The sequence below is a fragment of the Arthrobacter sp. TMN-49 genome (genome assembly GCF_054511095.1).
Window position 1 is genome coordinate 23,642 of record NZ_JBTNDH010000023.1, and the last position, 14,706, is coordinate 38,347.

A 14,706-nucleotide genomic window follows, 5' to 3' on the forward strand; every position below is an offset into this window, starting at 1 on the left:
CTTTTATCTTTGTCACGCAAGGGCACGGATGCCAGTTAGGCACACCTTACTCGCGCTCGGACACGGCACCCCGCCTCTTCAGGAAACGGTAGAGCAGCTCGATCGCCAAGCACCCTGCGACAGTTACGCCCATCGTAACCGCTAAGAGCGGGCCCGACGGAATATCGAGGGCAAAGAATTCCCGGGCGAACGGAATAGCCATCACCAGGACCAGGCCAAGGACCACGGCACCGACCAGCAGGGCCCGCCATTTGTCGAAGGGCCGGGCCAACGTGCCCAAAACCCACAGGGCAACCAACAGCACTGTCATGGTGGTGGCCGTCTGGGCCACGGTGATGGCTTCCTCGGCGCCCAGGGCAGGGTCCGGGAAGGCCCTGGCGAAGGCGTAGACGGCCATGATGCAGCCAGCCACAATGGTGCCCGAGGGGATGGCAAACATCAGTGTCCGGCGCAGGAAACCGGGCTGGTACCGCCGGGCATTAGGCAATAGCGCCAAGAAAAACGCCGGAATACCAATGGTCATGGAACTGACAATGGACAGCTGGCGCGGCAAGAACGGGTAGCGCCACATCAGCAGCCCGATGACCACCGAAATAATGATGGCGTAGGTGGTTTTTGTCAGGAACAGGTTCGCTACACGCTCCACATTGGCAATCACCCGGCGCCCCTGCGCCACCACCGAGGGGAGATGGCTGAACTGGCCATCGAGAAGCACCAGACGGGAGACGGCCTTGGTGGCTGCCGCGCCGCTGCCCATGGCAATGCCGATGTCGGCGTGCTTGAGCGCTAGGGCGTCATTGACGCCGTCGCCGGTCATGGCCACCACGTGGTCCCGGCTTTGCAGGGCCAGCACGATCGCCTTCTTTTGCTCGGGCGTGACCCTGCCCAGGACGTTTTCGCGTGCCAAAACATCAGCCATTTCGGCCATGTCTTCTGGCAGCTCACGCGCGTCATATCCGTCACCGGTGAACTCAAACCCCACATCCCGGGCCACAGCCGCCACCGTTCTGGGGTTGTCGCCGGAGATTATTTTCAGTTCAACACCCTGCTCACGGAAGTACTGAAGGGTCTGCGCGGCGTCGGGCCGGACCTTCTCGCGGAACAGCAGCAGGGCCACCGGCGTCACACCAGCGACGGAAAACTCCTCGTCCGGGTCCGGCGGTGTCGGCGGTGTCTTTCCACGGTGCGGTGTTTGTAGCGCCCTATGCGCCAGCACCACCGCCCGCATGCCGCGCCCTGCGGCCTCGTACGCGGCCGCCAGCGCCTCACCATGGCTGTGCGGCGCTAAGACCATCTCGGGGGCACCCAGCACCCACTCACCGGCAAGCGCACCGGGACCGAAGGTGACCGCACTGAACTTCCGTGCACTGCTGAAGGGTGTTTCCTGCACGGGCAGCTCCGCCGGCAGCCCCGCATAGCCGCCAGTGAGCGCAGCCGCCGTGGCGTTGGCGTTGGGGTGGGCACCCTGCCAGGCCAGGACCTGTTCCCAGCCGGAGACGGCGGCGAACTCCTTGGTGCTGGCCAGTTCCATCCTGCCCTCGGTGAGCGTCCCGGTCTTGTCCAGGCACACCATGTCCACCCGGGCCAGGCCCTCCACGGCCGGCAATTCCTGCACCAGCACCTGTTGCCGGGCCAGGCTCACGGCCGCCATGCCAAAGGAAATGCTTGTCAGCAGCACCAGGCCTTCGGGGATCATGGCCACAATACTGGCCACGGCACTGACCACGGCAATGCGCCAGTCGCCGGAGGCGATGGCCTGCGCCCAGCCGCCGTGGGCGCTCATCTGGCCGTTGATGACCAGCAAAATAATGGGAATCAAGGCCCACGCAATGTACAAGATGATCCGGTTGATGGAGTTGCGGATCTCCGAGTTGACCAGGGAGAACCGGCGGGCCTCGGCCGTCAGCTGCGATGCGTACGACTCCGCCCCCACCCGGTGCACCCTGGCCGTGCCGTAGCCTGCCACCACGGCAGAGCCCGACAACGTCATATCCCCGGGCAGCTTCGCCACAGGGTCAGACTCCCCCGTCAGCAACGATTCATCAATCTCCAAAGCATCGGCCTCAAGGACCATTGCGTCGGCGGGGATTTGGTCCCCCGTGCGCAACAGCAACACGTCGTCGTACACCACCTCGGCAACCGCCAGCTCAACTGCGCGCCCATCGCGGCGCACATGAGCGCGCGGTGCATGCAGCACCGCCAGCTTGTCCAGGGTCCGCTTGGCCCGGTACTCCTGAACCACACCGATGGCGGCGTTGGCCAGCACAATGAAGCCAAAGAGCGCATCACGCGGGTCCCCCACAACGAGCACCAGCACCAGGCAGCCGCCCAACACCGTGTTGAACAAGGTGAACACATTGGCCCGCACAATAGCCCAAATGCTGCGGCTGCTCTCATGCCGCACAGCATTGCTGAGCTCGGCATCCAGACGTTCGCGCACTTGCCCCGCAGTCAGCCCCGCACGCTCAAGCGCCGCACCATCGACAGGGGCCAGGTTGGCCCGGGCCGCCGCCATGGCCGCCTTGCGATGTTCATCGCGCCGCTCGGCAAGCACCGTGCCTTTGGGCTTGTTCCGTGTCAGATCCCGCCGTTGGGGCCGCACCTTCGGTGGTGTCTGGTTCACGAGTCGTCCTCGAAAGTTAGCTGACGTGCATCTGGGCTCAACGTGCTTTAGCTGGTGGCGATGGCTGCCGCGGGGACTAGCAGGGCCACGGTTTCCACGTGGTGCGTGTGCGGGTACAGGTCAAAGGCGCGCAACTTGGCCAGCCGCCAACCGGCGTTGGCAAAGTACTTCACATCCCTGGCAAACGCTGCCGGATCGCAGGAAACGTAGGCGATGGCCCGGGGCTGAGTGGCCACCAGGGCACGCACAACAGCCTTGCCGGCACCTGCGCGGGGCGGGTCAAGCACGACGGCGTCAAATCGCCTGCGCTGTCCGGCGGCGGACTGCGAGGCCCGCGACTGGGTGCCCAGAATCTTTTCCACCCGGCCCTGCAGGATTTCTACCTGCTCGCTGGCGTGGAGGTTCTTGCGGGCGTCGCGGCTTGTTCCCGGGGAACCTTCCACGGACAAGACACTGCCGTCGGAGCCCACAGCATCAGCCAGGGGCGCGGTGAACAGGCCGGCCCCGGCGTACAGGTCAGCAACGTCGGCGCCGTCGTCGAGGTAGCCGCCCTCAAGCAGGTAGCCTAGGGCAGCGTCGGTGAGAACCTTGGGGGCGTTGCGGTGGATCTGCCAGAACCCGTCCCCTGTCACCCTGAACTCGTGATCGGCAGTGGTTTCCTTGACCCAGCCACGGCCACTGACAACGTCGATGGCGCTGTTCTCGGGGTTCCAGCGGGCCACCGACGGCGGCGTTTCCAGGGCAGCCAGGGCCCGGGCAATCCGCTTGACCGCGTGGCCTGCAGCCTTTTCGCTGAGCCCGGGCGCCGGAGCCAACAGCACCAACACCCCGGAGCCGTTGGCGGGGGCAGCCACTTCAACGCGCTCAATGCCTGTGAAGTCCAGCTCCCAGAGGCGCAAATCGTCGACGGAGGGAACGGCCAGCGGCATCTGGGCGACGGGCAGGACCGTGTGCGAACGGTGGGCGTGCATGCCCAACTTCCCCGCCGGTGTGACGGCAAAGCCAACGCGTGTGCGCCAGCCCAAACCGGCCTGCTGGGCCTGCGTTCCCGAACCGTCCACGTCCTCAACACCTGCGGCGAAAAGCTCATCGAGGCGGTCGGTGGGAACGCCACCGAGCCGTTCCAGCTGCTCACGGACAACGTTCGTTTTGAGCTTCAGCTGGCCAGGACGGGAAATATGCCCAAATTCGGCGCCACCGATGGGCGCTACGCCGCGGGCACCTGCCCGCAGCGCGTCAGCTTCGGGCCAAAAGTGGTTCACGCGCTCGGTTGAGCCCTCCACCACCCGGGTGACATCCGCGCGCCAAAACTTGGCGTCGGCGTCGTTCTCGGTGAGAGCGATCTCCACGGTTTCCCCCGGAATGGCATGGCGGACAAAGATCACGCGGTTATCGTGCCGGGCTACACAGTGGCCGCCGTGGGCCACCGGACCAACCGTGACGGTGAGGCGGGGGGTACTAGTGGGCTCGCTCATATGCTCTATGCTCTTCTATTCTTGGTACTTCTTCGCGTCTGTGGAGGATTTCAGCTGCCAAGGCACACTGGCCACCACAACGCCGGGTTCAAAATGTAGCCGCGTCTTAATGCGCAGGGCAGTCTGGTTGTGCACCAGTTGCTCCCACCATTTTCCCACCACGTATTCCGGGATGTACACCACGATCAAGTCACGCGGGGCGTCCGTGCGCATGGTCTTGATATGGCTGATGAGCGGCGTCAACGTTTCCCTGTACGGGCTCGCCAACACTGTCAACGGTACCGGGATGCTCAGCCGCTCCCAATCCGCAACGGTTTGGGCCGTCTCAGCGGGGTCCAGATCAACCGTGATTGCCTCCAGCGTTGACGGCCGCGAGGCCCGGGCGAAGGCGACGGCGCGCATGACCGGCTTGCGCACATGGGAGACCAAAATCACAGCATGAATCCGGGCAGGAAGGGCCCTGATGGCGAAATCAGACTCAACCTCCAACTCCTTGGCCACCTTGTCATAGTGGGTTTTGATGCTCCACATGATGGCAAAGAGCGCGGCCATGGCCAGCAACGCAATCCAGGCGCCCTGCCCGAACTTGGTCACCAAGACAATCAACAACACCGTCAAGGTCATGCTGAAGCCGATGGTGTTGATGGTCCGGGACCGCTTCATCTTAAATCGGCGCGACTTGTCCTTGACCTTAAGCAATTCCCGGGTCCAATGCCGCATCATGCCGAGCTGACTGGCGGTGAAGGAGATGAAAACGCCCACAATGTAGAGCTGGATGAGCCGGGTAACATCGGCGTCGAAGGCAAAGATGAGCACCAACGCCCCCAACGCCAGCAACAGCACCCCGTTGCTGAAGGCCAGCCTGTCCCCTCGACTGCGCAGTTGGCGGGGCAGGTAGCCATCCCTGGCCAGGATTGAGGCCAGCACCGGGAAGCCGTTGAAGGCTGTGTTGGAGGCAAACACCAAGATGGTGCCGGTGGCGGCAACAATGATGAAGAACGGGATCGAGCCGGCCCCAAAAATTGTCGACGCTATCTGGCTGATCGAGGGGTTCTGCACATAGTCGGTTCCCGGCGCCACCCCGTTGACCAGGAATTCGGTGTGCGGATCGGCCACAATGTGCACGCCGGTAGCGTTCGCCAGGAACAAAATGCTGGCCATCATGCCGGCGGCAATGGCGCCCAACAGCAACAGCGTGGTGGCTGCGTTCTTGCTTTTTGGTTTGCGGAAGTTCGGCACACCGTTGCTGATGGCCTCGACGCCTGTCAGCGCGGCAGCACCGGAGGAGAAGGCGCGCAGCAGCAAGAACGCCCCTGCCAAGCCGACAAGGCCTTGGTTGAAGGCCGCCTCGGGGATTATCTCAAAGTCGGCCGACGGCGCCCGGCCCAACGTTCCCGTGGCGGCCTGAAACAAGCCGGCCACCGTCATGGCGAAGATGCAGAACATGAAAATGTAGGTGGGGACAGCAAAAACAGTCCCGGCCTCCTTGATCCCGCGCAGATTTACCAACGCCAAGATGATCACACCGGCTGCGGCTATGGCGGCCTGTGTCCCGTGCCAGCCCGGGACTGCCGTGGCCAGGTAGTTCGCCGCCGAGGACATGGACACTGCCACTGTCAGCACGTAATCCACCATGAGGGCCGACGCCACAGTCAGACCTGTCCGTTTGCCCAGATTCACCGTGGCAATCTCATAGTCACCGCCGCCGGAAGGGTAGGCGTGCACGTTTTGTCGGTACGAGGCCACCACCGTCAACAACACGACCATGACGGCCAGCCCCACCCAGGGGGAAAGCGCCACAGCCGCCACACCGGCCAGGGCCAGTGTCAACAGAATTTCATCCGGGGCGTAGGCCACCGAGGACAAGGCATCGGAGGCGAACACGGGCAACGCGATGCGTTTAGGGAGGAGCGTATGGGCAAGTTTTTCGTTGCGGAATGGACGTCCCACAAGAACTCGCTTGAACGCGTTGAAGAAGTTCAGCACGCGGGTAACGCTAGCACCACTGGGCGCCACGCGGGTGGCCAACGTCAAAGCCCCCGCCACCATGTCACACTAGGGCTAGAGAAATTGGCGTGACGCGGTACCTGTCCCAACTTGACCGGAGGCCGCAACTATCGTCGAATTAGTACCCGCACCGTATGGCAAAGCATGCGGCACCAGCAGCGGCACACCGAGAATTTTCGGCAATCCGCTATAACAAGGAGCACCAGTGGCACATTTTGTGATCATGGGTTGCGGTCGGGTGGGCGCCACACTGGCCCACACCTTGGAGGACTCCGGTCACTCCGTGGCGATCATTGACCAAGACGAGCGGGCGTTTAGGCGGTTGCGCACAGGTTTCGGCGGACGCAAAATCACAGGTGTCGGCTTTGACCAGGAAACGCTCAAGCAGGCAGACATTGAACACGCCTACGCCTTTGCGGCTGTGTCCAGCGGTGACAACTCCAATATTCTGGCCACCCGGGTGGCCCGCGAAACCTTCCATGTCGAGCACGTGGTGGCGCGCATCTACGACCCCGGACGGGCGGAAATCTACCAGCGCCTGGGCATCCCCACGGTTGCTGCTGTGCGGTGGAGCGCGGACCAGGTGTTACGCCGAATCCTGCCCGAGACAGCCATCAAGGGCGACTTCCGGGAACCCTCCGGCCGTTTGATCCTGACCGAGCTGGCCCTGCACCCGGACTGGATTGGGCATCACATTCTGGATATTGAAGGTGCCACCAAGGTTCGGGTCGCCTATTTGACCCGCTTTGGAGAAGGCATCTTGCCGGGCCCGGACACAAGCTACCAACAAGGGGACACTGTCCACGCCATGATAGTCAGCGCCCAGTTCACCGACGTGGCCCATATTCTTGCAGCCGCCCCCGCGAAGGAGCAATTAACATGATTGTTGTCATCGTGGGTGCCGGCAGCGTGGGTTGTTCCATTGCCAAGGAACTGTTGTCCAACGGCCATGACACCTTGCTCATCGATCCCAAACCCGAAGTCATCGGCAAGAGCGGTTTGCGCGGTGCCCGGTGGCTGGTGGGCGACGCCTGTGAGATCAGTACACTGCGTGAGGCCAAGCTGGAACAGGCCGATGTGGTTGTCTCGGCAACAGGCGATGACAAGGTCAACCTTGTTGTCTCCCTGCTGGCCAAGTCTGAATTTGGTGTGGGTCGCACGGTGGGCCGGGTCAACAATCCCAGGAACGACTGGATGTTTGATGATTCTTGGGGCGTTGACGTTGCCGTGAACACGCCGCGCCTGATGACCGCTTTGGTTGAGGAAGCCGTTGAAATTGGCGACCTGGTGCGCCTGCTGACCCTGCAAACGGGTGTGGCGTCCCTGGTGGAGTTCACTGTCCCGGAGGATTCCCACGTGATTGGGTCCATGGTCAGTGCCATCCAGTGGCCGCAGGATTCAACCCTGGTAGCGATTCTGCGCGATGAAGCACCCATCACCCCCAGCGGTGACGACGTGGTGGAGGCTCATGATGAACTGTTCTTCATCACCACCCTTGCCGCCGAAAACGAGCTGCGCACGCTGCTCACGAACCAGCCCGCAAGCTAATACGAACTGACCCGCAGAAAACGCCGAACATTCACGGTTTTACCGTGTTTTTCGGCGTTTTCTGCGGGTCAGTTCGTATTCCGGGAGTCAGTCTGTTGAGACGGGGCGGCTGACCAGCCACGCGATCCACAATCCAAAAGCATAAAGCGGCACGCCCATGATCAGGCGCATGGCTCCCAGCGCGTCAACCTGCCCGGTAAAGTACAGCGGCAGCTGCACGGCCAGCCGGGCAGCCATGACACCCACCAGGATCAAGGTGGCAACCCGGTAGGCGCGGAGCCGCTCGGGCTCTTGCCGCCAGCGCACGCCTTCGTTGCGCGCATATCCGAACAGCAGTCCCAACACGGGCCAGCGCACAGCGATCGAAACCACCATGGCGAGGATATACCCGGCGTTGGTATAGAAACCCACCGTGTAGTAGTCCTCGGCCTTGCCGGTTTTCATGGCCAGGAACGCTGACAGCGCGACGCCGACTATTCCAGCCAGCGCCTGCGTCAACGGTGTGCGTTGCACCAGCCGGGCAACGAGGAACACTGCCGCCATGGCCACCGAACCCACAAGAGCCACCGTCAGGTCCCGGCTGATGGTGAAGGCCACCAGGAAGACCAGACCGGGCAGGACGCTTTCGGCAATGCCTCTGATCCCCCCTGCGGCGGCCAGTAAGTCGATGTGGCCGTTTTCCTTACGCACCAAAGCGTTCTTGGCGGCCAGTTCCTGGGCGATATCAGCGAAACCGCCTCCGGGCTTGGGTGCCGGGGAGTCTTCTTCGGGGCTCTGCTGGCTCAACTAGCTCTCCTGAATTCCAATAATTTCGTACCGGGGGTTGTACATGGTGGGCAGTCCCTCGCGTTGGGAGACCATGCCCTCAACGCGCAGGCGGGTGCCGGCCACAATGCCCGGAACCCGGCGTCGACCAATCCACACCAGACGCAAACGGTGGTTGCCCGCTGAGGGGTCCATCCTGTGCGACTCACTGTCGGTGACGATGGCCGTGTAGGCCGGTGACGTCGACGCCGGCAAAATTGTCACAGCATCGACAACACCGCTGCACGAGGCACGGCCGCGCATTGGTAGTTCATTGATGGCAACTGCCGGCGGCCACTCACCGTTTCCCACGGGCATTGATCTAGCCGATCGCCGTGATTTCGGGCCCGCGACGGAAGGGTTCCCCGCCTTGGGCCGGTGTTGCATGGTCGGCCGCGACGGCGCCTTCCGGGCTGGTGGCTGCGTCCTTGGGCAGACGCAGCAGCAAAAGGTCGCGCGGGGGCAGTGGTGTTTCGCCACGAACCACCACAACACCGCGGAACAAGTCCTCCAAGTCGGTTGCGGCTTCAGCGTCCACGGCGGCGTTTCCGCCCAAGACACCACGCAGGAACCAGCGCGGGCCGTCGATGCCGATGAACCGGGCAACCCGGAACCCCTTGCTGCCATCGGAGCCGTGGGCCGGAACCTTGGCCAGGACTTCCTTGCCGAAGGCACCATCAAGAATTTCAATCTCGCCGCCCTGCGAACCAACCGACAAGCCGATCTGCTCGCGAATGTCACGCCACAGTTGCTCCGAACGTGAGGCGGCAAAGGCCTGCAATTGGAGACTGGAGCCGTCCAGGTCAAGGGTCACGGCAATGACGCGTGAGGTGCTTTCCTCCACCTCCAGGCGCAACGACAAACCTTCACGCGGGGTGATGAGCAATGCCCCCAAATCAACGTACCCGTCGGTGCCAGCCACCTCGGAAGCATCCAAGGGCCCGTGCAGGGCACGGTCGTAGACAGTGTCGGCGGGATTAGGCGGGAGACTCAACACTGCTGCGCCATCCTCGGGGCCCTGCCCTGCCTCAGCATCATTCTGGGCGGAACTGCCAGCCCCAGCGAGCTGGTCAGTGTCTTCGCTGATCTTCTTTTTCTTACCGAACCCGAAAGCCATGGGATTAAAGACTCCTTGTGAAAGATGAAACGGCAATCAGCCGTTGTTGGCCCCTGAGGCGGGGTTACCGGTCGTGGACTGGGCAAAACCACCGGTGGAGCCGAAGCCGCCGGTGCCGCGCACCGAGTCAGGCAGTTGATCCACAGGAATGAAGTTGGCAATCTCCACACGCTGAATGACCATTTGAGCAATTCTATCGCCCCGGGACAGGGAGATGGAGTGGTGTGAATCCGTATTCAACAGTGTTACAGAAATCTCGCCGCGATATCCGGCATCCACCGTGCCGGGGCTGTTGACAATTGTCAGCCCGTGCTTGGTGGCCAGGCCTGAACGCGGGTGGATCAAGGCCACCAGACCAAAGGGCAGTGCGATACTGACGCCGGTGGGCACCAGGACACGCTCACCGGGTGCCAGCACAACATCTATCCGGGTGCGTAAGTCTGCGCCAGCATCGCCCGGGTGCGCGTAGCTGGGGGGTTCGATCCCGGCGTCGAGCATGCACAATTGCACGCTCACATCCGCGCCGGGCTTGTCCGTCTCAAGGTTTGAGGGAAGAGTCTGATGGGTCACAACAGCCCAGTCTATCCCGAAGCGGTCATCAGGTCCGCGGTGTGTTGGCCGGACGCAACGTGAATTACTGCCGGAAAGATGAAAAGCTACTGACATGTCATCTCAATCGCCGCAAGGCGCCATGCCCCCCGCCGCGGCCAACTACACCGAAAAGCTGTGGCCCACCTTTTGGATTTGGGTCATCGTGGTGGGGCTTTCGGCCTCCGGCATCTTGATCTTCATCCCCATCAGCCCCTTGGCCGGCTATGCGGCATTCGCAGTTTTGCTCGTGTTGCAGGTGGTGCTGTTGCTGACCTCCACCCCCACCATTGCTGTGACGCCGGAGACGCTGCAGGTGGGCCGTGCCCAGATCGACCGCAAGTATGTTGGCGACGTCAGCTACTACCACGGTGATGATGCCACAGCCCAGCGCGGCACCAAGCTCAACGGCCTGGCCTACCTGTGCATTCGCGGCTGGATCAAGCCGGTGGTCAAAATTGAGATCACCGATCCCGACGACAAGACCCCCTACTGGTTGACGTCCTCACGCAACCCCGAGCACCTCGCCGCGGCCCTTGGCGGCGCCGTGCCCACGACAACCAGCTAGCACCACCAACACCGATGGCCACCCCAAGTAACTCCGGGGTGGCCATATTTTTGTTGGCGCCTAGCCTTCGCAGTCGTGGCAGAACTTCAGGCCGTTCTTTTCCCTGACCAGCTGCGAACGATGACGCACCAAGAAACATGACCCGCACGTGAACTCGTCGGCCTGCTGGCCCACAATTTCCAAGGCCAACTCCTCGGGCGAGACTTCACCGCCGGGAAGCTCGTAGAGTTCCGCCAGCTCAGTTTCCGCCACGTCGATCACGGCCGAGGGCGGCGCGGATCGTCCAGCCGTGCGGGGAGCGTGAAAGCTGGTGGTCATCAAAACATCCTTACTTCGCTGCCACGTGCGGCAGATACTAAATACAGCCAATACCCTAAGGCGCAAACGCGTCGCTTGTAATCCTGGCCCGCCCAGAGTTCGCAGCAGGCTTAAGACGGAGGCTCTTCCGCGGCATCCGGGCCGCCTCTTGACGGCTGACACGGCACAAACGAGCATTATTTCCAAGTCATCTCGCGCCACGCCTAGCCGGGTAGTAGGAATTGCCCCCATTCGGTGGCAAAGTTTCGAGGGGAACTAGAAGATTTGGGAGAACGGCATGGCTGATTTGCGGCTGGTGGGTGTCCACGACGACGGCGAACACTTGCTGCTCAGTGGTCCCGGTGGAGAAAACTACCTGCTCCCCCTTGATGAGGCGTTGCGAACGGCCGCGGCCAAGTCCGCAGTTCGCAGCTCTCGGGTGCAGCAAAGCACCACCCGAATGACACCGCGGGAGATTCAAACCCTGATCCGCGGCGGGGCAACAGCAGTCTCGGTGGCGGAACAGTCCTCGCTGTCTTTGGAGCAGGTCCGCCGCTACGAGGGCCCCGTCCTGGCGGAGCGTGAACACATTGCCAATCAGGCCCGCACTGTTGAGGTTGCTGTGCCAACACCTCACAATGACGGCTACCGCTCAGCGTTCGGCGAAAGCCCCACAACGTTGGAAGAAATGGTCATGCACCGGCTGGGTGCCTTCGGCATCGACCCGAAATCGCTGCGCTGGGACGCGTGGCGGGACCATGCCGGCGCCTGGACCATCAGCGCAGATTTTGAGCCCGGCACCCAGTGGGCCGCCAGCAGCATTGGCGAACCACCCCCTGCCCTGTGGCGTTTCCATCCCGGGCGCAAGGCACTGCACAACGCCAACCGTTGGGCCCAGCAACTCAGTGAGCTGGAACCCTTGGACAGTCCGGTGCCTGAACGCCGGCTCAGCGCCGTGCTGGACCAGCCCTTCGACGTTGAGGCGGACTCCGAGGACCAGCCTGAGTCAGATGAGCCCGCAGCTGACCCGCAAACGGACGAGGTTGAGAACTACCCCGGTGACGGTTTGTTGGACATGCTCCGGTCACGGCGCGGCGTCCGCCTGGGCCTCGATGAAACCGGCGACGACGAGCTGGCAGCCATGCTGGGCACCCACGTCCCCGGCGCGCACCCGCGCGATGAGGCCCTGTACTCCCCCACCGCCGAACCTGCCGAGACGCCGCCTGCCACCGATACTCAAAAGCCCAGTGCCAAGGACAGGCTCCGTGCCATGCCGCTGTTGTCACTGGCACCTAGCCTGGACGCCCAGCACCATCACGAGCTGGACAGTGTTGCCGAAGTCAGCACCGAAACCCGTGAAGTGGTACTGTCCGGTGAACCCGCCACACCGTCGCGCCCGGCACAGGCCCCAACTGCCGTCTCAGCCGAAGCTGGCCTGGATGATACCGATGACAGCGGTCCCAGCGACAGCGAAGTCGCTGCCCGACTGGAACGCAAGGCTGCCTCCAAGCCCAAACGCTCAAGCGTCCCGAGCTGGGACGAGATCGTGTTTGGCACCAAGGGCGACTAAACCCCGCCGCAACTGACTCGACCGCTGCTGCAACTGACCGAACCGCCGCATCTGACCCGCAGAAAACGCCGAAAATCGCGCTAAAAGCGCGTATTTTCGGCGTTTTCTGCGGGTCAGATGCGGCGAGGGGCGCAGTTAGCGGCGTTTACCCTTGACCGTCTTGGCCGTGACGGGGATGCGCAGCAGCGGAACCTCGCGCTCAGCCTTGGTGATGGAGCCGTGCTGGCCCACCACGTCCATGGCCTGGGCACGGACCCTGCGCAGATCGTAAAACGCTATGGATTCGCGGGCAAGAATCAAAACGTCGCCAATGCGGGCGGCCACAGTCTCGCTGACGGCACCAAAGTATCCTGCCGCAATGGCCTGTTGGCGGCTCACGACCCACGCCTTCCTGCCAAACGCCTCCACCCAGGCAGCCATCAGCCGGTCCCGGGATTCCGCTGTGGCCTCCGGTTCCAGGTATAAGTGCACCATCCGTGGCTCACCGGCTGTGTGGCGGACACCGGCAACCAGTTCGGGGAACACCGAGTAGTCAATCCGGGCCGAACGTGGCACGTCAACCATGCCATGATCGGCCGTGAGGAGGATCAAGGTATCTGCCGGGACACGTGCCGCCAGGCGTTTCATCCCGGCGTCGAGCTCCTCCAGTTGGTGCTCCCACTGGGCGGAATCGGTGCCGTGGGCGTGCCCGGCCTTGTCCAGTTCGCTCCAGTACAGGTAGACCAACGCCGTGGGCGTGGCGGCCAAGGCCACGGCTGCCTCCTCTACCCGGGAGTGGACGTTGCTGGCGCCGACGAACGTGCTGCCACGCAGCGCAGCCCGGGTCATGGGCGAACTGGCAAAGTGCGGCAGGCTCACGGTGGTGCAGGGCACGTCCGCGGCGATTTGTTCAAACACCGTGGGGAAAGGCTGCCAACGCAAGGGGTCCACGCCAGGGTCCCATTGGCCCAGCAGATTCACCACCTTGTCCTGCCGCGGATCCAGCACGTCGTAACCCACCATGCCGTGCTGGCCGGGGGCGACACCTGTGCCCAAGCCGGTCAGTGAGGTGGCGGTGGTGCTGGGGAACGATGCGTGAAGGGTGCGCGGATGCTCGCCGGAGGAATCCTGGGCTTGCACGCCGCGCAAGAATGGTGCGTGGCCGGAGCGTTGCTTGAGCAACGCCTTGCCCAGGCCGTCAACCAACACCACGCAGATCCGCGGGGCAGCCGGCAACTTCAACACATTGTTAAATGCCTCCACACCCAGTGCGGCCGCAGCGCTGGTAAACACGTCGCCGATGCTGGCCCGGCCATAGGAGGGGGCCGCTGGCAGTTCGGCCTGGTTGAACCCCAGCAGCGTGACAGCGGGGCCTTGCTCGCCCACGGCGTTAGCGGCGGTGATGTGAGCGGCCCAGCCGTGCGCCAAAGGCAGGAAACTTTGAGCTTCCCAGCTCTGCATGGGTGGGGGTCGCCGTGCCGGTGTTGATCGCCCGCAGGGCGCGCGCAAACGCCTTGGCGTCGGCCACGGCCTGCAAGCCCTCCGCTTCGGCGCTGATGCGCAGGGCGATGTCCTCCTGCACAATGGTGCCCGAGTAGCCGTGGTCGGAGTCGCAGTTCGGATCCCCGCACGACGTCGGACCCATCTCCACCCGCTGCCCACCAGACCAGGCGATGGACAACGTCAATTCTCGGGCAGGATCCGAGGGCTTGTAGTCCTGCGGCTGGGAGTAGATGTAGCTGAGCACAACAGACTTGATCTGGCTGGCCGGGACCGACTCGGTGGACACCTGGGCCACCATCTGGTCCCCCGACTCATCGAGCTGGTGATCATCCACATGGGTGATGACAAGCATCTCGGCGGTCAGCACCAGAACTGTGATGTGCCGGTGCACTTCAGTCCTGTCAAAGTGGGTTTCCAGATGCACCAGATGGGCCAGGCTTTCCTGGCCGTCCAGGGCATCATTAACTACATCGGCAACAAGGCGGGGATAAAAACCTGACCGCTGGAGCGCGGATTCCAAATCGCGGCCCTTGGTATTGGCCGGGGCGCCGGCTCCGAAGCTGTTCATAGGCTCCATTTTTGCACTTTGGCGCCACCGTTGCGAACTGGGCGCACCTAGGGCGCACG

14 protein-coding genes are annotated in these 14,706 nt (G+C 63.0%); 4 read left to right on the forward strand and 10 right to left on the reverse strand.

Translation table 11 applies throughout. From position 1 onward, the window contains the following. Positions 1–46: 46 nt before the first annotated feature. From ACX80E_RS11735 to ACX80E_RS11745, 3 genes are read right to left on the reverse strand one after another with little or no spacing between them, the layout of a single operon-like run. Positions 47–2,623 carry an HAD-IC family P-type ATPase gene (locus ACX80E_RS11735; protein ID WP_459302136.1) on the reverse strand — a complete coding sequence of 859 codons (2,577 nt, stop codon included), beginning with the start codon at positions 2,621–2,623 and terminating at the stop codon, positions 47–49. Positions 2,624–2,670: 47 nt separating this feature from the next. Next, entirely contained in the window at positions 2,671–4,098 is a 1,428-nt protein-coding gene (locus ACX80E_RS11740; protein WP_459302137.1) for a class I SAM-dependent RNA methyltransferase, read from the reverse strand. A gap of 15 nt (positions 4,099–4,113) precedes the next feature. Beyond that, on the reverse strand, positions 4,114–6,084 hold the full coding sequence (locus ACX80E_RS11745) for an APC family permease (RefSeq protein ID WP_459302176.1): 1,971 nt from the start codon (positions 6,082–6,084) through the stop codon (positions 4,114–4,116). A 226-nt stretch (positions 6,085–6,310) separates the two neighbouring features. Between ACX80E_RS11745 and ACX80E_RS11750 the strand changes: the two genes are divergently transcribed. Together ACX80E_RS11750 and ACX80E_RS11755 are read left to right on the forward strand one after the other, a co-directional pair. Beyond that, complete coding sequence (locus ACX80E_RS11750) at positions 6,311–6,988, forward strand: potassium channel family protein (protein WP_459302138.1); 678 nt, start codon at positions 6,311–6,313, stop codon at positions 6,986–6,988. Beyond that, positions 6,985–7,653 (forward strand): potassium channel family protein, encoded by a 669-nt coding sequence (locus tag ACX80E_RS11755; RefSeq protein WP_459302139.1) that lies wholly within the window; start codon positions 6,985–6,987, stop codon positions 7,651–7,653. Before ACX80E_RS11750 ends, ACX80E_RS11755 begins: the two co-directional genes overlap by 4 nt. Before the next feature lie 87 nt (positions 7,654–7,740). Here the strand turns inward: ACX80E_RS11755 and ACX80E_RS11760 are convergent, their stop codons facing one another. The 4 genes from ACX80E_RS11760 to dut are packed head-to-tail and all read right to left on the reverse strand — an operon-like array spanning position 7,741 to position 10,144. Then, on the reverse strand, positions 7,741–8,439 hold the full coding sequence (locus tag ACX80E_RS11760; protein WP_459302140.1) for a DUF3159 domain-containing protein: 699 nt from the start codon (positions 8,437–8,439) through the stop codon (positions 7,741–7,743). Further along, positions 8,440–8,775 (reverse strand): single stranded DNA-binding domain-containing protein, encoded by a 336-nt coding sequence (locus ACX80E_RS11765; protein ID WP_459302141.1) that lies wholly within the window; start codon positions 8,773–8,775, stop codon positions 8,440–8,442. 4 nt (positions 8,776–8,779) lie between these two features. After that, positions 8,780–9,574, reverse strand: a complete 795-nt coding sequence (locus tag ACX80E_RS11770) for a DUF3710 domain-containing protein (protein WP_459302143.1) — start codon at positions 9,572–9,574, stop codon at positions 8,780–8,782. A 36-nt stretch (positions 9,575–9,610) separates the two neighbouring features. After that, entirely contained in the window at positions 9,611–10,144 is a 534-nt protein-coding gene (dut, locus tag ACX80E_RS11775; RefSeq protein ID WP_459302144.1) for a dUTP diphosphatase, read from the reverse strand. Positions 10,145–10,238: 94 nt separating this feature from the next. Here dut and ACX80E_RS11780 point away from each other — a divergent pair, with 94 nt between their 5' ends. Further along, a complete protein-coding gene (locus ACX80E_RS11780) occupies positions 10,239–10,730 on the forward strand; it encodes a DUF3093 domain-containing protein (RefSeq protein ID WP_459302145.1) in 492 nt (163 codons plus the stop codon). A 60-nt stretch (positions 10,731–10,790) separates the two neighbouring features. Here the strand turns inward: ACX80E_RS11780 and ACX80E_RS11785 are convergent, their stop codons facing one another. Next, entirely contained in the window at positions 10,791–11,048 is a 258-nt protein-coding gene (locus ACX80E_RS11785) for a DUF4193 family protein (protein WP_459302146.1), read from the reverse strand. A 277-nt stretch (positions 11,049–11,325) separates the two neighbouring features. Here ACX80E_RS11785 and sepH point away from each other — a divergent pair, with 277 nt between their 5' ends. Further along, on the forward strand, positions 11,326–12,597 hold the full coding sequence (sepH, locus tag ACX80E_RS11790; RefSeq protein WP_459302147.1) for a septation protein SepH: 1,272 nt from the start codon (positions 11,326–11,328) through the stop codon (positions 12,595–12,597). Positions 12,598–12,732: 135 nt separating this feature from the next. Here the strand turns inward: sepH and ACX80E_RS11795 are convergent, their stop codons facing one another. Both ACX80E_RS11795 and ACX80E_RS11800 read right to left on the reverse strand, forming a co-directional pair. Further along, positions 12,733–14,037, reverse strand: coding sequence for an alkaline phosphatase family protein (locus ACX80E_RS11795; protein WP_459302148.1), 1,305 nt, complete (start codon positions 14,035–14,037; stop codon positions 12,733–12,735). Then, positions 13,967–14,656 carry a DUF5998 family protein gene (locus ACX80E_RS11800; RefSeq protein ID WP_459302149.1) on the reverse strand — a complete coding sequence of 230 codons (690 nt, stop codon included), beginning with the start codon at positions 14,654–14,656 and terminating at the stop codon, positions 13,967–13,969. The genes ACX80E_RS11795 and ACX80E_RS11800 overlap by 71 nt, the downstream gene beginning before the upstream one ends. Positions 14,657–14,706 lie beyond the last annotated feature (50 nt).